Below are 20,628 nucleotides of genomic sequence, written 5' to 3' on the forward strand. Positions count from 1 at the left end.
TGTAAATCAATTACAAACGAATCGGCATCACAACGTACATGGCACTTTCATCGTCAGGGTTCTCAATCAGAGTACTGGCAACAGAATCTGACATTGAAAAACGCACCTGATCGCATTTCAGTGTATTCAGAACATCAAGCAAGTAGCTGACATTAAAGCCAATTTCAATTTCTGTCCCTTCGTATTCAACATCCAGCATTTCTTCTGCTTCTTCCTGCTCCGGGTTATTCGCGGTCATACGCATTTCATTGTCATGAATACTCAGACGCACACCACGAAACTTCTCATTTGATAAAATAGCAACGCGGGAGAAAGAATGACGAAGCACATCACAAGGTGCTGTCAGCGTTTTATTCGTATGTTGCGGCATAACCCGGCGATAATCAGGGAAGCGCCCGTCAATCAGCTTGGACGTAAAAATAAATTCATTGACTGTGATCCGGATATTGGCGTTACCAATTTGTACCATCACCGACTCTTCCGGCGCATCGAGTAACTTCACTAATTCAAGAATCCCTTTACGCGGCACAATAATTTGTAAAGGGTTCAGCGGCTCTTCCAACGTCATCTGAGCGACAGCCATCCGGTGCCCATCCGTCGCAACAGTCCGGAATGTCGTGTCTTCAATATCAAACAGCATGCCGTTCATATAATATCGCACATCCTGATTTGCCATAGAAAACTGGGTTTTCTCAATCAGACCGCGCAGCTTCGCCTGAGACAACGAGACAGAAAGCTCGCTCTGCCAGTCATCAATATTAGGAAATTCAGCAGCAGGCAATGTTGCCAGAGAAAAACGGCTGCGCCCGGAGCGAATTAACAAACGGGTATCATCCAGAACAATAGATAAAGAAGCTGAATCCGGCAATCCCCGGCAAATATCTAAAAATTTGCGGCCCGGTACAGTCACACTACCGCCTTCCACCTCACTTTCAAGGTTCACTTTACCAATCAGCTCCACTTCCAGATCAGTCGCCGTCAGCATGAGCGTATTGTCTTCTACCGTCAGTAAAATATTGTTGAGAATCGGTAGCGTCGTCCGCCCGCCTACAGTACCGGAGACTTGCTGAAGTGGTTTGATTAACTGACTGCGCTCAATGGTAAATTTCATAATTTGCTCTTCAGTGATGAAAATCGAATGTTCTCTGTTTACAGCTAAAAATACAGAACGATCAGCATTAAGATGACAAAGTCCGGATCAAATTTGAATAATCTTCTTTGATATCATGACTTTCTTCTCTGAGCTGTTCAATTTTTCGGCAGGCATGTAATACTGTGGTATGGTCACGTCCGCCAAACGCATCACCTATCTCAGGTAAGCTGTGGTTCGTCAGTTCTTTCGCCAGTGCCATAGCAAGCTGTCTTGGTCTGGCAACGGAACGGGAACGACGTTTAGATAAGAGATCTGCTACTTTGATTTTATAATATTCAGCGACTGTTTTCTGGATATTATCAATTGTCACCAGCTTTTCCTGCAACGCAAGCAGGTCGCGCAGGGCCTCACGGACAAAATCAATCGTGATAGGACGACCGGTAAAGTTTGCATTAGCAATCACCCGGTTTAATGCCCCTTCAAGTTCACGCACGTTAGAACGAAGTCTTTTGGCGATAAAAAAAGCCACTTCATCCGCCAGATGAATTTGATGGTCTTCAGCCTTCTTCATCAGAATCGCCACCCGGGTTTCCAGCTCCGGAGGCTCAATCGCAACCGTCAGACCCCAGCCAAAACGGGATTTCAGCCGATCTTCTACTCCGCTGATTTCTTTCGGATATCGATCAGATGTCAGAATAATTTGCTGATTGCCTTCCAGCAGGGCATTAAAGGTGTGGAAAAATTCTTCCTGAGAACGCTCTTTATTAGCAAAGAACTGAATATCATCGATCAGCAGCGCATCAACACTGCGGTAATAACGTTTGAACTCTTCAATCGCATTATTCTGCAGGGCTTTTACCATATCCTGAACAAAACGCTCAGAATGCATATAAACCACTTTCGCATTACGGTTATGGTCGATGATCGCATTTCCTACCGCATGCAACAGGTGTGTTTTACCTAAACCTGTTCCGCCATACAGAAACAGCGGGTTATAAGCTGCACCGGGATTATCAGCCACCTGTTTTGCAGCTGCAAGACCAAGCTGGTTCGATTTACCTTCAACAAAGTTATTAAACTTATGCTTCGGATTGACATTAGATCGGTAATTCATTCCAACCGGGGCTGATTCATCATCCCAGGTTTTATGGACAGGTTTTCGCGCCTGAAGCTGAGCAGGCGCGGAAGATTCAGCGGCAACATCCGCAGGTGTACGGACCGCCGGTTTGATTCGTTCTGTCACAGGCTTGTTGCCCACTTCAAAACGTAAGCTCGGGATATCATTACCACAGTGCTCATTCAATAAGCGATTAATACTGTGAAGATACCGGTCCCGCACCCAGTCGAGCACAAAACGGTTCGGAGCGTATAAAGTGAGAGTATTGTCATTCAACTCGGCTTGTAATGGCCGAACCCACATACTGAACTCTGTCGCAGGCAGTTCTTCCTGAAGCTGTTGCATGCATTGCAACCATAGAGAAGATGACACGGTTCCCTCACTCAAAGTAGATAAGTTGATAAAGATTGGCAATTCTACCTTTTGATCATGCAGATCGCCAGTAAATGATCTCAATTCCAGTGAAGAAGATCCAAGTTATTCACATATTTCTACTGTTTTATCATCGGATCTTTGCTGTTTTTACCCGGTTACCCACATATCATTCCACATTTATTGAAAAAAGCTATAAGTTATCCCCAGATCAACAAATCTGGTTATGAGCCATAACATATCGTTATTTATTTTGTGGCTGACGAGACTAGAATAGCACCTCCAGAATTATTCGGAGCAAATCATGAAAAAATGGTTAACCATCGCACTAGCCGCAGTTACATTAACAACATTCACAGCGCAGGCAACGACAGAAGTCAAAATCGGCATGTCAGGGCGCTATTTCCCGTTTACCTTTGTGAAACAAGGAAAACTGCAGGGATTTGAAGTCGATGTATGGAACGCGATTGGTCAACGGAACGATTACGATGTCAAATTCGTCACCGCAAACTTTTCCGGTCTGTTTGGACAGCTGGAAACCGGACGAATTGATACCATCTCAAACCAGATCACAGTGACAGAGAAACGCAAAGCAAAATACCTGTTCTCTGAACCCTATGTAATTGATGGCGCTCAGTTGGCCGTCAGAAAAGGAAATGACAGCATTCATGGTCTTGCCGACCTGAAAGGTAAAACTGTCGCGGTCAACCTGGGATCAAATTTCGAACAATTGCTCAGAGCACATGATAAGGATGGTCAGATTGATATCCGGACTTATGATTCAAGTTTTGAACAGGATGTCGCATTAGGCCGTATTGATGCCTTCGTGATGGATCGTTTATCCATCCTGGAAGTCATCCGTAAATCAGGTCTCCCGCTACAGCTTGCCGGACAGCCTTTTGAAACCATTGAAAATGCATGGCCTTTCCTGAAAAATAAACATGGCGAAAAACTTCGGGATGACGTTAACCATGCACTGGAAGCTATGCGCGCAGATGGTACACTGAAGCAAATTTCTGAAAAATGGTTTAGTTCAGATATTACACAGCGCTAAACTGATTTGATTGAATTCCGGTGACGGAAAACCGAAACCCACTGTATTGATAGTCGCTTCAGGCTAAATTACAGTGGGTTTTATTTTTATTCTTTTACCGGACAGAACAACGAAGACATAACTATGCAATTTGATTTTCAGTATATGTTCGATTTGATACCGTATTTACTCAAAAATCTCGGTACCACGATTGAACTGGCCGTATTGGGCATGATTCTGGCCCTAATCCTTTCTGTTATTGTTGCGAACATCCGTATTTTTAAGGTGTTCGGGCTGGATCCGCTCTGCCAGCTTTATATCAGCTATTTCAGAGGCACACCGTTACTGGTGCAGATGTTTCTGTTCTACTACGGCCTGCCGCAAATCTTCCCCTTTATGGTTGGGTTAGATGCCTTTAGTGCCGCGGTGATTGCACTGACACTGCATTTTGCAGCTTATATGGCAGAAACCATTCGTGCAGCCATCATGGGCATTGACAGAAGCCAGATGGAAGCAAGTTTATCTATCGGTATGACACAACAACAGGCAATGCGCCGGATCATTCTGCCTCAGGCGACCCGGATAGCCCTGCCTTCACTGATGAACTATTTCATCGATATGATCAAATCCACCTCGCTGGCCTTTACATTCGGTGTGGTTGAGATGATGGGCGCTGCACAAAACGAAGCTTCAACCTCTTACAAATTCTTTGAATCATTTCTGGCAGTCTCATTGATTTACTGGGTCGTCACGATCGTATTAACCCGGGTGCAAAGCTGGGCAGAGAATCAACTGAATAAGGCATATGCAAGATGATCAAGCTGACAAACATACATAAAAAATTCGGTCAGAGTGAAATACTGAAAGGCATCGATCTGGAGATCAATCAAGGTGAAATCATCGTGATTATTGGTTCCAGCGGAACCGGAAAGTCCACCTTATTGCGTTGTATTAATTTTCTGGAACAAGCGGATCAGGGCAATATCACCATTGATAATATCAGTGTGGACAGCAGCAACGCGACTCAGGCTGAAATATTACAGCTGCGCCGGAAAACCGGATTTGTCTTCCAGAACTATGCTTTATTTGCGCATCTCACAGCAAAAGAAAACATCGCAGAGGGTTTGATCACCGTCCGGGGATGGAAAAAAGATCAGGCTTATGCCAAAGCGCTGGAAATTCTCAACGATATCGGGCTTGGGGATAAAAGTGATCAATATCCGGCCTCCTTATCCGGCGGGCAACAACAGCGGGTCGGAATAGGTCGGGCGATGGCACTGGCGCCTGAGCTGCTGCTCTTTGATGAACCGACCTCCGCATTAGATCCTGAATGGGTTGGCGAGGTTTTATCACTCATGAAAAAGCTGGCTAAAGCGCATCAAACCATGCTGGTCGTGACCCATGAAATGCAGTTTGCAAAAGAAGTGGCTGATCACGTGATCTTTATGGCTGACGGCCACATCGTTGAACAAGGATCTCCACAGGATATCTTTCTTCATCCACAGGATATCCGGCTGCGTAAATTCTTAAATCAGGTCGGGATCGATTAAGGATCCTTGAGATTTTGTCATCGCCACGTATAATCGGCCAACTACGCTTGTATAGGGAGGATATTTCGCCCGTCAGCGTATAAAAGAGTGAATGACTCGTTTTCTAATCATTGACACGTTTGTTGCCAGTGATTACAATTCCGCCTCTTTGTTGAGAGGCGTCGGAAATGTTCCTCTTATATTAAGAGGAATGGTAAAGCCCACGCCGGGTTTAACGAAAACCTAGAAACTACTGATCAGTAAGGTAAATACAATGAAACGCACTTTTCAACCTACAGTTCTGAAGCGCAAACGTACTCACGGTTTCCGTGCTCGTATGGCAACAAAGAACGGTCGTAAAGTTATTAACGCACGTCGTGCGAAAGGCCGTGCTCGCCTGTCAAAATAATCCCAGATTAATTTTGAAAAAGTACGCTTTTCGTCGGGAGTTACGATTGTTAACTCCCGAACATTATCGACATGTATTCCAGCAAGCACAAAGTGCTCGCTCGCCTCATTTCACTATCATTGCCAGAAAAAACTCCCTTTCTCATCCCAGACTGGGACTTGCCGTTCCTAAAAAGCAAATTAAAACTGCTGTCGCCCGGAATCGTTTTAAACGTCTTTCGCGTGAAAGTTTTCGTCTGAAACAACACGAATTGCCCCACAAAGATTTTGTTGTCATCGCGAAAAAAAGTGCTCAGGAACTCAGCAATGAAGAAATAATGAAATTGTTTGATAAATTATGGCTACGCCTGTCTCGCCCCTCTCGTGGATAGTCATCGGACTCGTTTATCTCTACAGATGGTTCATTAGCCCGCTGTTAGGTCCACGTTGCCGTTTTACACCAACCTGCTCTCAGTATGCGATAGAAGCGTTGAAAGCTCACGGTTTTGTAAAAGGATGTTGGTTAACAGGCAAACGTCTATTAAAATGCCACCCTTTAAACGAAGGTGGTTTTGATCCCGTACCACCAAACCGAAAACAAGACAGAGATAAATAATAATGGATTCTCAACGTAATATCTTGTTAATCGCTTTTGCTCTGGTTTCTTTCCTGTTGTACCAAAACTGGCAGACAGCAAAGAACCCGGCACCACAAGCGGTTGAGCAGACACAATCAAGTAGTTCTATTCCTGCTCCGTCATCTGCTTCTGATGAGTTTGAACCGCTCGCCGATCAGAATGTTGCAGGAAAAACCGTTATCGCGAAAACGGATGTATTGACTCTGTCCATCAGCACGGTCGGGGGAGATGTCATTTCAGCCAAACTGAACGATTATGCTCAGACTCTGAACTCAGAGCAGCCGTTCCAGCTACTGAAAGACACAAATGACCACCAGTTTATCGCTCAAAGCGGACTGATTGGCCCACAAGGGATTGATAAAAGTTCTGGCCGCGCCACTTATCAAACCACTCAGGATTCTTATCAGCTTGCTGAAGGGCAGGATGAACTGCGCATCCCGCTGACTTATCAGGCAAACGGGATAACCTATTCCAAAACATTTGTCCTCAAACGTGGCAGCTATGCGGTTGATGTTGATTTTAATGTCGACAATAACTCAGGTCAGAACGCTGCTGTGGCGATGTACGCTCACCTGCGTCAGAACCTGCTGGATTCCGGCGGTAGCCTGGCCATGCCAACTTACCGTGGTGGTGCATATTCAACTCAGGAAAACCGGTATAAAAAGTTCAGCTTTGATGACATGGAAGAACATAACCTGAATCAAACGCTGGAAAATGGTCAGGGTTGGGCTGCAATGATTCAGCACTACTTTGCAACCGCCTGGATTCCACGCGATGCGCCGGGTACAAAACTGTTCTCACGGGTGATCAGCAGCCGCAATGTGGGTGATATTGGTATCAAAGAACCAACCCGCACGATTGCAAACGGCGAAAGTACCACTTTCAAAGCAACACTTTGGGTTGGTCCGAAATTACAGAACCAAATGGAAGCTGTTGCACCGAATCTGGACCTGGTGGTTGATTACGGCTGGTTATGGTTCCTTGCCAAACCGCTTCACATGCTGCTTTCTTTCATTCAAAGTAACATTGTTTCAAACTGGGGTCTGGCGATTATCTGTCTGACATTTATTGTGCGTGGTGGTATGTATCCGCTAACCAAAGCGCAATATACCTCGATGGCAAAAATGCGGATGTTGCAGCCAAAACTTCAGGCAATGCGTGAACGTATCGGCGATGACCGTCAGCGCATGAGTCAGGAAATGATGGAACTCTACAAGAAAGAGAAGGTCAACCCGCTGGGTGGCTGTCTGCCGATTGTCTTCCAGATGCCGATTTTCATCGCGCTGTACTGGTCACTGATGGAATCTGTTGAGTTGCGTCATCAGCCTTTCTTCGGCTGGATTACTGACTTATCAGCACAGGATCCCTACTTTATTCTGCCTGTATTGATGGGCGCAAGTATGTTCCTGATCCAGAAGATGAGCCCAACAACCGTGACTGACCCGATGCAGCAAAAGGTCATGATGTTTATGCCGGTTGTTTTCAGTGCATTCTTCTTCTTCTTCCCGTCAGGACTGGTGCTTTACTATTTCGTATCGAACATCGTCACACTGATCCAGCAGACTTTAATTTATAAGTCGCTTGAGAAGAAAGGGTTACATTCCAAGTCATAATCCGGATTGAACCAGATAAAGGCGACCTTCCGGTCGCCTTTTTTATAACGGTCAGTTTTCAACCAACAAACATCCGAATGTGTCTATAATACGCATTCCACCACATTGATGAATTAAGCGATGACAACAGAGACAATTGTTGCTCAGGCGACCCCCACCGGAAGAGGTGGTGTCGGTATTATCCGGGTTTCCGGGCCGAAATCCGCCGAAGTAGCACAACAGATTACCGGAAAAACACTTCGCCCCCGCTACGCAGAATATCTGCCCTTTAAAGACAGCGACGGCACCCAGCTCGATCAGGGCATTGCGCTGTTTTTCCCCAATCCGAACTCATTTACCGGCGAAGATGTCCTTGAACTTCAGGGTCACGGCGGACCGGTTGTGATGGATATGCTGATTCGGTCCATTCTTTCCATACCTGGCGTCCGGGCAGCAAGACCGGGTGAGTTTTCTGAAAGAGCGTTTCTCAATGACAAAATGGATCTGACTCAGGCAGAAGCAATCGCAGATCTGATTGATGCCAGCTCAGAACAGGCGGCTAAATCCGCCCTGAAATCTCTTCAGGGAAGCTTCTCAAGCCGGATCAATACGCTGGTTGAGTCATTGATCCATTTACGGATCTACGTTGAAGCAGCGATTGATTTTCCGGAAGAAGAGATTGATTTTCTGGCTGACGGCAAAGTGGCTGGTGACTTACAAACGATTATTGATCATCTGAACGCAGTCCGCCGCGAAGCGAATCAGGGCGCGATTATGCGCGAAGGAATGAAAGTCGTCATCGCCGGACGGCCAAATGCCGGAAAATCAAGTTTGTTAAATGCCCTCTCAGGGAAAGAATCAGCGATTGTTACCGACATCGCAGGCACAACACGGGATGTATTGCGTGAACACATTCATATCGATGGCATGCCACTACACATTATCGATACCGCCGGACTGAGAGATGCTTCTGATGAAGTCGAACGCATCGGTATTGAACGCGCGTGGGATGAAATTAATCAGGCCGACCGAATCCTGTTCATGGTTGACGGCACCACCACAGATTCAACCACACCGGAAGAAATCTGGCCCGACTTTGCTGACCGTCTGCCATCTGATATTGGCATCACGGTGATTCGCAATAAAGTGGATCAAACCGGTGAAACGCTGGGGATCAGCCATGTCACTACACCAACTTTGATTCGTTTATCGGCTAAAACCGGTGAAGGCGTCGATGCGCTCAGGAATCATTTGAAAGAATGTATGGGCTTTACCGGCAGTCAGGAAGGCAGTTTTATGGCCAGACGACGTCATCTGGATGCACTGGAAAAAGCGTCAGAACACCTTGATACAGGACAGCAACAGCTGGAAGGCTACATGGCCGGAGAAATCCTTGCTGAGGAACTACGTATCGCGCAGCAACACTTAAGTGAGATTACCGGAGAATTCAGCTCAGATGATTTACTGGGACGGATTTTTTCTTCGTTTTGTATCGGCAAGTAAATATCACCATCCAACCATCCGGAACAATTCAACCACACACACCAGCGATCTTTGCCCTCAGCCATTGATGGGCAGGATCCCGGTGGGACCGCTCATGCCATAGCATCACCAGTTCAAACGGTGGCAATTCAATTGGCGGTTCGGCCAGCACCAGTCCGGTTTGATCCTGAACCAGACGGTGCGGTAGCATCGCAACCAAATCTGACGTCTTCAGGACAGAAATGACAAAGTGGAAATGAGGTACAGAAAGCACGACATCACGGGCTAAACCTTTTTCCTTCAGTACTTCATCCGTCATGCCGACAAAACCGCCTCCGTCAGGAGAAACCACCACGTGCTTCAGCTGACAAAAAGAACCGACACTCACTGGCTGACGCAATACAGGATGACCCGCTCTGCCCACCAGCACGTAACGTTCGCTGAATAATGCCTTACTGCGCAACTCCTGCGGCGCGTTTTCCCTGATATGAAACGCCAGATCTATCTCTCCCCGCTCCATTTGCCGCGCCAGTCTGCCCGGTATCATTTGAGTCACCGCGATCCGGCTTTGTGGCGCTTCCTGAAACAACACATTCATTGCCGGCTGAATTATAGTGAACTCACTGTAATCAGATGCTGACAGCCGCCATGTCTGCTGTGACAGAGCGGGTTCAAAAGGCACCGTGGTTAACAGCGCTTTTTCCAGTGATTCAAGCGCCTGACGCAAAGGCTGACGTAATTCATCAGCGAGCGCGGTTGGTTTCATACCTCTGGAATCCGGAATGAGCAGCGGATCATTAAACAACTCTCTCAGCTTCGATAAATGAACGCTCACCGAAGGTTGTGAAAGGTGCAGCCGCTCCGCTGCACGGGTGACATGGTGTTCGGTTAACAGTACATCCAGCGTGCGCAATAAATTCAGATCCAGATTCGACAAATTAATCATTTTAATACCTGACATACCAGCAATTAATTTCAAGTATATCAGGGGATTTCTTATGATAAATCCACAAATAAAATAAAGCCGGAGAATAAAAATGAATATCCTGATTGTTTATGCACACCCACAACCTCAATCCCTCAATGGCACCATCAAATCATTTATGATCAACCACCTGGAATCATCCGGTCATCAGGTTCGGGTTTCCGATCTGTATCAGATGAACTGGAAACCGACACTGGATGAACAAGATAATCTGATGCGGGATAGCAGCGCACCCTTTCACCCTTCGCTGGACTCAAAAGCAGCTTATGAGAACGGCACCCAGAGCCCGGACATTGAAGCTGAACAGGAAAAACTGCGCTGGGCTGATACGGTGATTTTTCAGTTTCCTTTGTGGTGGTTTTCGATGCCGGCCATCATGAAAGGATGGTTCGAACGGGTCTATGCTTACGGGTTTGCTTATGGCTACGGTGAACACTCAGATCATCATTGGGGAGACAGGTATGGTGAAGGCAATATGTCCGGCAAAAAAGCCATGCTGTTAGTCACTGCCGGTGGCTGGGAATCCCACTATAGTGCCCGCGGCGTCAACGGCCCGATCGATGATCTGCTTTTTCCGATTCACCACGGCATGCTGTTTTATCCCGGATTTGAAGTTTTGCCGCCCTTTGTGGTCTACCGGACCGGTAAAACCGATGAAGAACGTTTGCAACATATCTTTGAAAATCTGTCACAGCGGCTGGACACCTTACAGACCACACCACCGATTCCGTTCCGCAGACAGAATGGTGGTGACTACCATATCCCGGCATTGACTTTGCGTGAAGAGATTACCCCGTCAACCTCCGGATTCGCAGCGCATCTGTCTCGAAAAGATACAGTAAAATGATAGTTACCCAAACAACCTGAAGATGCAGGTTGTTTGGGTATAGATGTGCAACCAGTAAGACACATATCTTACTGGTGCTTTGCTGTGGATCAGGCAGTTTGCTGAATACGATGCAACAGGTTGTGAATCATTGCCGTATTTTCAGACCAGGGCGATAAACTGACACTGTTATCGGCCAACCCGTCATCAACTGCAAGCTGGTATAACTTTGAGCCCATATAAGCGGTGGTTGCATCGCCGCTGTTGATCATCTGAGTTAACGCTGCCAACGTAGTTTGATCCGCGGCCTCATCTCCTTTGTAGTGAGCGACATGTAATGCTGCAGCAAGTGTTTCCAGCGTCGCCAGTTCTTCTTCACCAAGCGTAACCCCCATTTTTTCCAGCGTCTCCGGCAGCATGACCTTGTACAGATTCATCATGCCGGTATAAATAAATGATTCTTTGTACGTCGCAAAATCTTCCATCGAATCAATACTGTCAATATCGGTACTGGTGATACTCATCGTGCCGGAGGCGGTATCCAGATCGATCAGCCGGAACGGGCAGGGAGAGGTGACCACAGATCCGGTTTCCACATCGTACATCATCAGCGAACCATCTTCGTTATAGTCCGCACTGACAATATCCTGCGCATGAAAATGACCGGTAAACACCAGATTCAGCCCACTTGTAGCCAGCTGTTTGCCGACATTTTCATAGTCATCGACCAAATATTCACTGAAGAAATCCGGCTGACTGCCAAAATGAGGCACAATGCCATGATGCAGCATACCGAAAACGGTTTTGTTTTGAGCCTGTGCAGAACTGAGTTGATCGCTGATCCAGTTGAGTAAATCAGAGGTCAGTTGTCCGGAGGTTTCCGGTGACTCTGCATTATCTTCATCACTGTACTTACAGGAATCAAGCCCAAGTAACCATATCCCTTCAACCGGCTCAGCAACATAACTTAAGGAGTTGTCATGGCGCGCAATCGCAGCATCGTAGCCAAAGTCCTGATAGATTTCAGCAAACTTGCTGGCTGTGACACTTTCAACCTGAGTCGTTGTTTCCCCGGAAAATGACACTGCATCCGGATTGTTAATGTCATGGTTTCCGGGCACGACAAACACTGCAACCCCGGCATCCCTTAGTGGCTGCAACAAGGACGTGACTTTCTGGTGGCAGACCAGTTCCCCGTCTTTAGTTAAGTCTCCCGGAATAATCACCGCCTGAAGGCCATCGACAGCAAGCAGCTTCTCAACCATGGCCGATAATATTTCAGCGCTCTGTTCCAGCATTTTTCGATCGGAAGCCACATAGGATTCAAAAGCCGACCCATCTTTTCCCAGAGAAGTATCATAAACGTGCAAATCTGAAAGTACCGCAAACCGGAGGCCTGGCGATTCAGTCTCACTATTGCCGTTACATCCGGTCAGACTGAATCCAACAGAAGCGGAAGCCCCCAGAAACGCAGAGGTTTTGAGGAAATGGCGTCGGGTTTGATTGATCATCGTTGTCGTCCCTGAATATGATTAGATTAATCAGTTATGCTAATAATTGGACATGACACTGGTGTTATTTTTTAATTACAACGAGTTAGTGGCCTTGTCTTTCCCCTTGGCTCAACGCTGAAACCTCCTGTGCAACCCACCCCACATTCCTTTATGAACAACTGATGAACTTTTCGTGACTCATCTGGTTAAAAAACAAACAGCAGCCTACGCTTTTAGTGCTTACGCAATTCATGAGAGTAAATTTAGGGAGAAAGTGATGCATATAAAGAATATGCGCAGAACAACGAAACAGTTGGTATGCACTCTGGGTTTACTGATGCTGGCAACACCAGCACTGGCCCGGGAACAAATCAGTATTGTTGGCTCTTCAACCGTTTACCCTTTTGCGACCATTGTTGCCGAAAGGTTTGGTAAATCAACCCGGTTTAAAGTACCAAAAATTGAGTCAACCGGATCAGGCGGCGGGCTTAAACTATTTTGTGCTGGTGTGGGTCAAAACACGCCGGACATTACCAACGCCTCACGAAAAATTAAAGCCTCTGAAGTCGCCAAATGCAAAAAAAATGGTGTCACTGAAATCATTGAAGTCAAAATTGGTTATGACGGAATCACCCTCGCCAACTCAGTAAAATCACCGGTCATGGATGTTTCGGTGAAAGAAATTTATATGGCATTAGCGAAAGTATTACCGGATAAAAACGGCAAGCTGATGAAAAACCCATATACCCGCTGGCAACAAATCAACAGCGCCTTACCGGATAAAAAAATTGAAGTCTTAGGGCCGCCACCGACTTCAGGCACCCGGGACGCTTTTGTTGAACTGGTGATGGAAGCCGGATGTAAAACCCATCCGGCAATGAAAGCACTGCGTAAAAGTGACAAAAGTAAATTTAAAGCGGTCTGTCATGGTATTCGTGAAGATGGTGCATTTATCGAAGCCGGTGAGAACGACAATCTGATTGTTCAAAAACTGGTTTCTAACCCTGGCGCTTTTGGCATTTTCGGGTTCAGTTTCCTCGATCAGAACCGGGATAAAGTACAGGGTGCCAAAATTAACCAGGTTTCCCCGACGTTTGAAGCGATTGGTAACGGCGCTTATCCGGTTTCCCGTTCACTGTATTTCTATGTGAAAAAAGCCCATGTCGGCATTATTCCGGGTATCAAAGAGTATGTGTCTTCCTTTACCAGTGAAGATGCGATTGGTGAAGATGGCTATCTGACCGAACGGGGGTTAATTCCGCTACCACCTTCAGACTGGAAAACGGTCAGAAAATATGCCGGGAGCATGACACCCAACCTGTAATAATGATTATAAACTTATAGTGATAACGTTATGACTATCGTCATTATTACACTGATGTTTGCAGCGCTGGCTTTTTTCTCCGGCCGGATGAAATCGCGCAGGGCTGCCTCAGAACTCGGGGGCATTCGTTATCTGCACTCACTGCCGGATTATTATGGCTGGTACGTGGTGTGGATAACCCTGCTCCCGGTGGTTATTTTCGCGCTCTTCTGGACCATTTCCGAACCCTGGCTACTCAAGTACCTGACTCTCAGTCACTTTGAACTCCAACAACCGGTCTCCCAGACCGGTATTACCCGGGATTTGATTTACACACAAATTATCTCAGCCTCAACACAGGATCTGTCCGGGCTGAACTATTCCGATGCTTTAACACAATCGAATCTGTACTATCATCAGTTGATTTCCGGCAGAAACACCATCTTTTACACTGCGGCTTTTCTGTTGTTAACCGGTTGTATTTCTTTCGGACTATATCGGGTTGCCCCTGGGTTTAAAGCGAGAAATCAGGTTGAAAAGCTGGTTCGGTTTCTTCTGGCTCTGAGTTCAACCATAGCGATTCTGACTACCCTGGGCATTGTACTGTCGGTGTTATTTGAATCGGTTCGTTTCTTTGCCCATATTCCGGTGAGTGATTTTCTGTTCGGCACACACTGGTCACCCCAGATCGCCATCCGGGCGGATCAGCAGGGCGCCAGTGGTGCGTTTGGCATTATTCCGCTGTTTGCCGGTACACTGCTGATTACAGTGATTGCGATGCTGGTGGCTGCACCCATCGGCATTTTCAGTGCGATCTGGCTGGCAGAATACGCCCCGGAGAAGGTGCGTACCTATGTTAAACCGGCGATGGAAATTCTCGCCGGTATTCCGACAGTGGTTTACGGGTTTATTGCCGCCTTAACTATTGCACCAGCTATTCGTTCCATTGCCGAGTCAATGGGCAGTGAGAGCGTTTCTTCAGAAAGTGCCCTTGCTGCCGGGCTGGTCATGGGCGTGATGATTATTCCGTTCGTCTCTTCTTTGTCTGATGATGTCATCCGGGCTGTGCCGCAGAGTATCCGGGATGCATCCCTTGCGATGGGTGCGACCCGCTCGGAAACCGTAAAAAAGGTCATTCTTCCCGCGGCTCTGCCGGGAATTGTCGGCGGGCTGTTGCTGGCAATCTCACGGGCGATCGGAGAAACCATGATTGTCGTCATGGCTGCCGGGCTGACCGCTAATCTGACCGCCAATCCACTGGAGTCTGTCACCACAATTACGGTACAAATCGTGACGCTTCTGGTTGGCGATCAGGAGTTCGACAGCCCGAAAACACTGGCTGCCTTTGCGCTGGGACTCACCCTGTTTATCGTGACCCTGATACTGAATATCTTCGCCCTCAGAATCGTGAAAAAATACCGGGAGCAGTATGAGTGATCCATTATTAAAACTGGCTGAACGAAAAACAGAAACCGTCCGTCAGTCATTACATCACCGCAAAAGAGCAGAAAAGCGCTTTCGGGGCTACGGTATTGCATCGGTGCTGAGTGCCTTAATGTTTCTGGTCTTTCTGTTGATCACCATTGTGGTTACCGGCAAGAGTGCCTTTACCACCACTGAAATCAAAATGACGTTTCCAACCGCAGACTACCATGCAGGCAGCTCGCCTTACGCCATGATCAAGGCTCAGCTCCGGAATGATTTCAGCACCGTCATCAGCAGAGCGGATAAACGTCAACTGTACAAGCTGCTGTCATCCGAATCCGAATATATACTGAAACAGGCACTTGAGTCCGCCGCACCGGAAGATAAAACCATCACGTTATGGCTGCCTGCCGGCGACAAATTCAATCAGTCCTATAAAGGCAACCTGTTAACCGGAAAAAGCTTTGGTCTGAATGACAAAGAACAAAACTGGCTCCGGCAATTAGAGCAGCAGGGCAAAGTCCGCTCAGCTTTCAACTGGCGCTTCTTTACTCACGGTGACAGCAGAAACCCGGAAGTGGCCGGAATTGGCGGCGCGTTTATGGGATCGGCCTTCACCTTAATCACCGCTTTGCTACTGAGTTTTCCTATCGGCGTCGGGGCCGCGATTTATCTGGAAGAATTTGCACCCAAAAACCGGCTGACCGACATGATAGAAATTAATATCAATAACCTGGCAGCGGTCCCTTCGATTGTATTTGGGTTACTCGGGCTGGCGATTTTCCTCAATGTACTGGAACTTCCCCGCTCTACACCGCTGGTGGGTGGTTTAGTACTGACTCTGATGACCCTGCCAACCATTATTATTTCCAGCCGGGCATCCCTCAAATCGGTGCCACCTTCAATCAGAGACGGCGCTCTGGCACTCGGCGCCTCCAGAACTCAAGTTGTCTTTCACCACGTCTTACCTCTGGCACTGCCCGGTATGTTTACCGGGTCAATTATCGGTATGGCTCAGGCGCTGGGAGAAACAGCCCCATTACTGATGATTGGTATGGTTGCCTTTATTGTTGATATTCCGGGCAGCTTTGTTGATGCAGCCACGGCACTGCCGGTTCAGATTTTTCTGTGGTCAGAAAATCCGGAGCGCGGCTTTGCTGAACTCACTTCCGCTGCCATTATTGTCTTACTGTTCTTTCTGTTTTTGATGAACGGCATTGCCTTATATCTGCGCAGAAAGCTGGAAAGGAGATGGTCATGATGAATAGTACCGGCCAACAACAGTTTTATGCTCAGGTATCACCGGAGCAAACCGCTTTGAAAGCGCAATCACTGGAAACCCATCAGACGATTGGTGAATTGACCAGCGATAACCCCGGGATGACAACCCGCCGGATTGATGTTTTCTACAATGATGTTCAGGCCATTTATGACGTCAGCCTCGATCTGGGAGAGAAAGAAGTTCTGGCTCTGATTGGCCCGTCCGGATGCGGAAAATCGACTTTTCTCCGTTGTCTGAACCGGATGAATGATACCGTGGCTCATTGTAAAATCAGCGGTGAGATTAGTTTACACGGTACAAAAATCTCAGAGATCGAAGCTGAAGAATTGCGGTCGCGGGTCGGTATGGTGTTTCAAAAACCCAATCCATTTCCCAAATCGATCTACGAAAATATTGCCTATGGGCCGAAAATTCATGGACTGGCGGAAAACAAAGCCGATCTGGATGAGATAGTCGAAGCCGCCTTACGCAAAGCGGGTTTATGGGATGAAGTATCTTCAAGGCTGGATGTCCCGGCAACCGGATTATCCGGCGGCCAGCAACAACGGTTATGTATCGCCCGGGCAATCTCCATCAGCCCGGAAGTAATCTTAATGGATGAACCCTGTTCCGCGCTTGATCCCATTGCCACTTCTGTGATTGAAGATCTGATGTCCGAGTTAAAAGAGAACTATACCATTTGTATGGTGACACACTCGATGCAACAGGCGAAACGCATCTCAGACCGGACGGCTTATTTCCATCTGGGAAAACTGATTGAGGTGAATCCAACCCGGCAACTCTTCGAGCAACCGGTTCATCAGTTGACACAAGGTTATTTACGTGGAAGTTTCGGATAGTTTCACCTGGGACAAATCACCGTTCAGTCTCAGACGGTGATTAACTCAAGATCCTGTGCACGGATCTGCTGCTGTACCGCTTCTTCAAGGCTGGTATCGGTAATAATCCGGGTCATATTGTCCAGATCACACGCCTTATAGAGGGAATATTTGCCATATTTAGTGCTATCAGCAATCAAAACCTTTTGTCTGGCGTTCATCACCAGATCACACTTCAGCAAGGCTTTTTCTTCGGTTGGAGTCGTGACACCTTTCTCCAGACTCCATGAGTTACAAGTCATAAAAGCAATATCGGGATTGATTGAACGGAGTAAATGCCGGCCATGTTCACCAATGGTTGACTGACTGCTGTCATCGACTTTTCCTCCGGTGACAATCACTTCAATTTGCTTAAATTCAGACAGGAATAAAGCAATATGTAAATCGACCGTAATGACTCTTAAAGGCAAATGAATCAGCTGCTTCACCAGCGCCATTGATGTTGTTCCCGCATCCAGCACCACAGAGTCACCAGCACTGACCATTTCAGCCGCCGCTTCAGCAATACATTGCTTCTCACGGGTGTTCTGCATGATTTTTTCATTGGTGGTCGGCTGGCTGGCGACAAACCGGTTGAGGGAAACACCACCATGTGTCCGGGTGATCACCCCTTGTTTATCCAGCTTGATCAGATCACGCCGGATCGTGGCCGGAGAAACGTCGATCACCCGAACCAGATCATCCACTGTCGCCAGATTCTGATGCTTCAGGTATTCAATAATTTGTTCAACCCGATAATTTTTCATACGTTGCTGAGTTTCACTGCAAGTTCGATGGATTTAATCATACTTTCCGGATTTGCTTTCCCTGTCCAGGCAATATCAAAAGCGGTGCCGTGATCTGCTGAGGTTCTGAAGAACGGCAGACCGGCGGTAATGTTAACACCGTCATAAAATCCCATCAATTTAAGCGGAATATGGCCCTGATCGTGATACATCGCCACCACAATATCGAACTGCCCCTGAAACGCCTGTAAAAAAACCGTATCCGGCGGGCAGGGTCCGCAAACATCAATCCCTTCCTGCTGCATCGCTTCAATGCAGGGATTGAGCACCTGAATTTCTTCCTGACCGAAAAGACCATTTTCTCCGGCATGGGGATTTACCCCGGCTACCGCGATTTTAGGCTGGGCAAAACCGGCTTTTTTCATGAAAGTATCTGCAATCTTAATCACGGTATTCACCCGGGTCTGATTGAGATTCTTCAGAAAATCTAACAGCGCAATATGCGTGGTGACATGAATGACTCTGAGTTTATCCGTATACAAAACCATCGCATAGTCTTTGGTGTCAGTTAAATGCGCCAGTAACTCGGTATGTCCGGGATAAAAATGCCCTGCAAGATGAAGCGCTTCTTTATTCAGGGGAGCAGTCGCAATTGCAGCAATCTCACCCTGCTGAGCCAGCCGGGTCGCGATCGTAACACAGCGGTAGGCCAGATCACCGGACTGCGCCTGCACCTTGCCGGACTCAAACGTTGACATGTCTTCCAAGGGAACGTCGATGACATTCACAATCCCGGATTCAAACCGGGCTTCACTGACAGATGAAATCACATGAATTTGCTGTGCCGGCACCAGCTGCTCTTGCTGCACCCGCTTTAAAACATCCACACTGCCGATGACAACACAGTTGGTTCCGGTTAATTCATCCGTCATCAGTGCCTTTAAAATAATCTCCGGGCCAATCCCGGCAGGGTCGCCCATCGTGATACCAATCACACCTTTCATAATCAAACCTCTTTGTGTAGATATTGAATCAATTCCAGAAATACGCTTTCTTCACCAAATCCGCCCGCTTTTGTCAAAACAGGACAGGTAAGGCGGCTGCCAGTGAAATATCCCCAGGGCATACAGCGGAACATGCCGTGAAGCGAAAAAGCCGATCTCCCCATTTGCCGGGCTGACGCGACCGCAATATCTCCGCCGCATAAAATCAGACTCCCGACAGAGACTGCTTCAGACGGATGGTTCAGAACCCGATCAGGAATCGCCGCAAGAAAATCCCGCACCCGACAGGCAATAAGAAAAGAATCCAGCTGATATTTTTGGCTGAGATCATCCAGCTGATAACGTAACTGCGGGTTGCCACAACTCCGGACAATACAGTGACGTCCCTGAGAAAGGGCTGACCTGACCTGCTCAGCAAGCTGGTTTAAATAACGATGTGCCTGATCCGACACAATCAGACCAATATCAGGTTCAATACAAACTGAAGGAACTGAGGTCAGCAGTGTATTGACCTGATGAAACGTCACTTCACTCATCGAACCGACAATGGCCAGCACTGGTTCAGAAGACCGGGGAAGCGCCGGGAGAGGCGCTTCTGGTGTGATCAATGCGGGAGTTAGTTCACCGGTGGTGACAAATACGCAAGATAATGGCAACTGCTCAGCAGCCAGATAGAGACAGCGTAAATCCTGTGCTGACTCAGCATCACAGATAATGATCCGCTTTCCCAGCCCGTGCAGCCTCTGGAAGTGCCCGCTCAGTTCAATTGAGCTCTCATCTGAGTACGTACCTGAACATTCATAAACGTGAATATCAGCCAAAGTACTGTCTATTTGAGTCAAAGTACTGTCTATTTGAACCAGATAACTATCGATCTGAGCCTGAACAATATCCAGCACGCGGGAAGAAGAGACAGGTGATTTCGGGTCGGTCGCAAATTCAGTTTCAGCAAGAGGCACATCATTCACATAGCAGATTCCGCCAGTGGTTTTTCTGCCGGCTTCCGGCGCAGCCATTGCCATAATTGCCAGATCGTAGCCATCACTGAGTAAAGCAGCTAATTCACTGCCAATATTGCCACGTAAGGTGGAGTCTGCTTTTTTGATCAGTGTCTGCTGACACTGCGCGAGCTGAAATATCTGATTGACATGCAGGGTGGTTTCAAAAGCTTCTTCTGACGCCATATCCCTTGAGTCCGTACAGAGTACCGAAACATCAGCACATGTATCCGGGTCAGGCGGAACCACCTGGTTGAATAATACCTCTGTACACAAACCAGCATGAGCAAAGGCCACACCGATATCATTCGCACCGGTGAAATCATCTGCAATGATAAAAACAGGTTTCTGATCTAAGCCCTTCATTTTCATCTCACTCAGGAAATCAAAATTAACACGAATTATTCTAGTCAAAAAATCACTCAAATAAAGCACTTTTTGATTAAATTTAATCAAAATGATTATAT

20 protein-coding genes are annotated in these 20,628 nt (G+C 47.2%); 13 read left to right on the forward strand and 7 right to left on the reverse strand.

The window, feature by feature from the left end; all coding sequences use genetic code 11:
- Positions 1-10: 10 nt before the first annotated feature.
- A complete protein-coding gene (gene dnaN / locus OC443_RS18685; protein ID WP_073582054.1) occupies positions 11-1,111 on the reverse strand; it encodes a DNA polymerase III subunit beta in 1,101 nt (366 codons plus the stop codon).
- Positions 1,112-1,178: 67 nt separating this feature from the next.
- On the reverse strand, positions 1,179-2,582 hold the full coding sequence (gene dnaA / locus OC443_RS18690) for a chromosomal replication initiator protein DnaA (RefSeq protein WP_073582052.1): 1,404 nt from the start codon (positions 2,580-2,582) through the stop codon (positions 1,179-1,181).
- Between the two features lie 304 nt (positions 2,583-2,886).
- Between dnaA and OC443_RS18695 the strand changes: the two genes are divergently transcribed.
- The 8 genes from OC443_RS18695 to mnmE all read left to right on the forward strand — a co-directional run bounded on the left by OC443_RS18695 (position 2,887) and on the right by mnmE (position 9,263).
- On the forward strand, positions 2,887-3,636 hold the full coding sequence (locus tag OC443_RS18695) for an amino acid ABC transporter substrate-binding protein (protein ID WP_073582050.1): 750 nt from the start codon (positions 2,887-2,889) through the stop codon (positions 3,634-3,636).
- A 123-nt stretch (positions 3,637-3,759) separates the two neighbouring features.
- The gene (locus OC443_RS18700; protein ID WP_073582048.1) at positions 3,760-4,431 is read left to right on the forward strand and encodes an amino acid ABC transporter permease; all 672 of its coding nucleotides are present in this window, start codon (positions 3,760-3,762) and stop codon (positions 4,429-4,431) included.
- Positions 4,428-5,165 (forward strand): amino acid ABC transporter ATP-binding protein, encoded by a 738-nt coding sequence (locus OC443_RS18705; protein ID WP_073582046.1) that lies wholly within the window; start codon positions 4,428-4,430, stop codon positions 5,163-5,165. The genes OC443_RS18700 and OC443_RS18705 overlap by 4 nt, the downstream gene beginning before the upstream one ends.
- A gap of 253 nt (positions 5,166-5,418) precedes the next feature.
- A complete protein-coding gene (gene rpmH, locus OC443_RS18710) occupies positions 5,419-5,553 on the forward strand; it encodes a 50S ribosomal protein L34 (RefSeq protein WP_005378825.1) in 135 nt (44 codons plus the stop codon).
- Between the two features lie 13 nt (positions 5,554-5,566).
- On the forward strand, positions 5,567-5,923 hold the full coding sequence (rnpA, locus tag OC443_RS18715) for a ribonuclease P protein component (protein ID WP_073582044.1): 357 nt from the start codon (positions 5,567-5,569) through the stop codon (positions 5,921-5,923).
- Entirely contained in the window at positions 5,890-6,147 is a 258-nt protein-coding gene (gene yidD / locus OC443_RS18720) for a membrane protein insertion efficiency factor YidD (protein WP_073582042.1), read from the forward strand. The genes rnpA and yidD overlap by 34 nt, the downstream gene beginning before the upstream one ends.
- Before the next feature lie 2 nt (positions 6,148-6,149).
- Positions 6,150-7,781 (forward strand): membrane protein insertase YidC, encoded by a 1,632-nt coding sequence (gene yidC / locus OC443_RS18725; protein WP_073582040.1) that lies wholly within the window; start codon positions 6,150-6,152, stop codon positions 7,779-7,781.
- Positions 7,782-7,901: 120 nt separating this feature from the next.
- Positions 7,902-9,263, forward strand: a complete 1,362-nt coding sequence (gene mnmE / locus OC443_RS18730) for a tRNA uridine-5-carboxymethylaminomethyl(34) synthesis GTPase MnmE (protein ID WP_073582038.1) — start codon at positions 7,902-7,904, stop codon at positions 9,261-9,263.
- A 28-nt stretch (positions 9,264-9,291) separates the two neighbouring features.
- Here mnmE and OC443_RS18735 read toward each other — a convergent pair whose 3' ends face one another.
- Positions 9,292-10,188: a LysR family transcriptional regulator gene (locus OC443_RS18735; protein ID WP_073582036.1), complete on the reverse strand. Its 897-nt coding sequence runs from the start codon at positions 10,186-10,188 to the stop codon at positions 9,292-9,294.
- 91 nt (positions 10,189-10,279) lie between these two features.
- Here OC443_RS18735 and OC443_RS18740 point away from each other — a divergent pair, with 91 nt between their 5' ends.
- Entirely contained in the window at positions 10,280-11,074 is a 795-nt protein-coding gene (locus OC443_RS18740; protein ID WP_073582034.1) for an NAD(P)H-dependent oxidoreductase, read from the forward strand.
- 89 nt (positions 11,075-11,163) lie between these two features.
- Here OC443_RS18740 and OC443_RS18745 read toward each other — a convergent pair whose 3' ends face one another.
- Complete coding sequence (locus OC443_RS18745; RefSeq protein WP_073582032.1) at positions 11,164-12,564, reverse strand: metallophosphoesterase family protein; 1,401 nt, start codon at positions 12,562-12,564, stop codon at positions 11,164-11,166.
- A 274-nt stretch (positions 12,565-12,838) separates the two neighbouring features.
- Between OC443_RS18745 and OC443_RS18750 the strand changes: the two genes are divergently transcribed.
- The 4 genes from OC443_RS18750 to pstB all read left to right on the forward strand — a co-directional run bounded on the left by OC443_RS18750 (position 12,839) and on the right by pstB (position 17,395).
- On the forward strand, positions 12,839-13,870 hold the full coding sequence (locus OC443_RS18750) for a PstS family phosphate ABC transporter substrate-binding protein (RefSeq protein WP_083601582.1): 1,032 nt from the start codon (positions 12,839-12,841) through the stop codon (positions 13,868-13,870).
- A gap of 30 nt (positions 13,871-13,900) precedes the next feature.
- Positions 13,901-15,286 (forward strand): phosphate ABC transporter permease subunit PstC, encoded by a 1,386-nt coding sequence (gene pstC, locus OC443_RS18755; RefSeq protein WP_073582030.1) that lies wholly within the window; start codon positions 13,901-13,903, stop codon positions 15,284-15,286.
- Positions 15,279-16,535 (forward strand): phosphate ABC transporter permease PstA, encoded by a 1,257-nt coding sequence (gene pstA, locus OC443_RS18760; RefSeq protein WP_073582028.1) that lies wholly within the window; start codon positions 15,279-15,281, stop codon positions 16,533-16,535. Before pstC ends, pstA begins: the two co-directional genes overlap by 8 nt.
- A 119-nt stretch (positions 16,536-16,654) precedes the next feature.
- Positions 16,655-17,395: a phosphate ABC transporter ATP-binding protein PstB gene (pstB, locus tag OC443_RS18765; protein ID WP_234976364.1), complete on the forward strand. Its 741-nt coding sequence runs from the start codon at positions 16,655-16,657 to the stop codon at positions 17,393-17,395.
- A gap of 29 nt (positions 17,396-17,424) precedes the next feature.
- Here the strand turns inward: pstB and OC443_RS18770 are convergent, their stop codons facing one another.
- The 3 genes from OC443_RS18770 to OC443_RS18780 are packed head-to-tail and all read right to left on the reverse strand — an operon-like array spanning position 17,425 to position 20,527.
- Positions 17,425-18,180 carry a DeoR/GlpR family DNA-binding transcription regulator gene (locus tag OC443_RS18770; RefSeq protein ID WP_073582024.1) on the reverse strand — a complete coding sequence of 252 codons (756 nt, stop codon included), beginning with the start codon at positions 18,178-18,180 and terminating at the stop codon, positions 17,425-17,427.
- Positions 18,177-19,163 carry a 4-hydroxythreonine-4-phosphate dehydrogenase PdxA gene (gene pdxA / locus OC443_RS18775; protein ID WP_073582022.1) on the reverse strand — a complete coding sequence of 329 codons (987 nt, stop codon included), beginning with the start codon at positions 19,161-19,163 and terminating at the stop codon, positions 18,177-18,179. The genes OC443_RS18770 and pdxA overlap by 4 nt, the downstream gene beginning before the upstream one ends.
- A gap of 2 nt (positions 19,164-19,165) precedes the next feature.
- The gene (locus OC443_RS18780) at positions 19,166-20,527 is read right to left on the reverse strand and encodes a four-carbon acid sugar kinase family protein (RefSeq protein ID WP_159440322.1); all 1,362 of its coding nucleotides are present in this window, start codon (positions 20,525-20,527) and stop codon (positions 19,166-19,168) included.
- Between the last annotated feature and the right edge of the window lie 101 nt (positions 20,528-20,628).

This window comes from Vibrio quintilis (genome assembly GCF_024529975.1).
GTDB lineage: Bacteria > Pseudomonadota > Gammaproteobacteria > Enterobacterales > Vibrionaceae > Vibrio > Vibrio quintilis.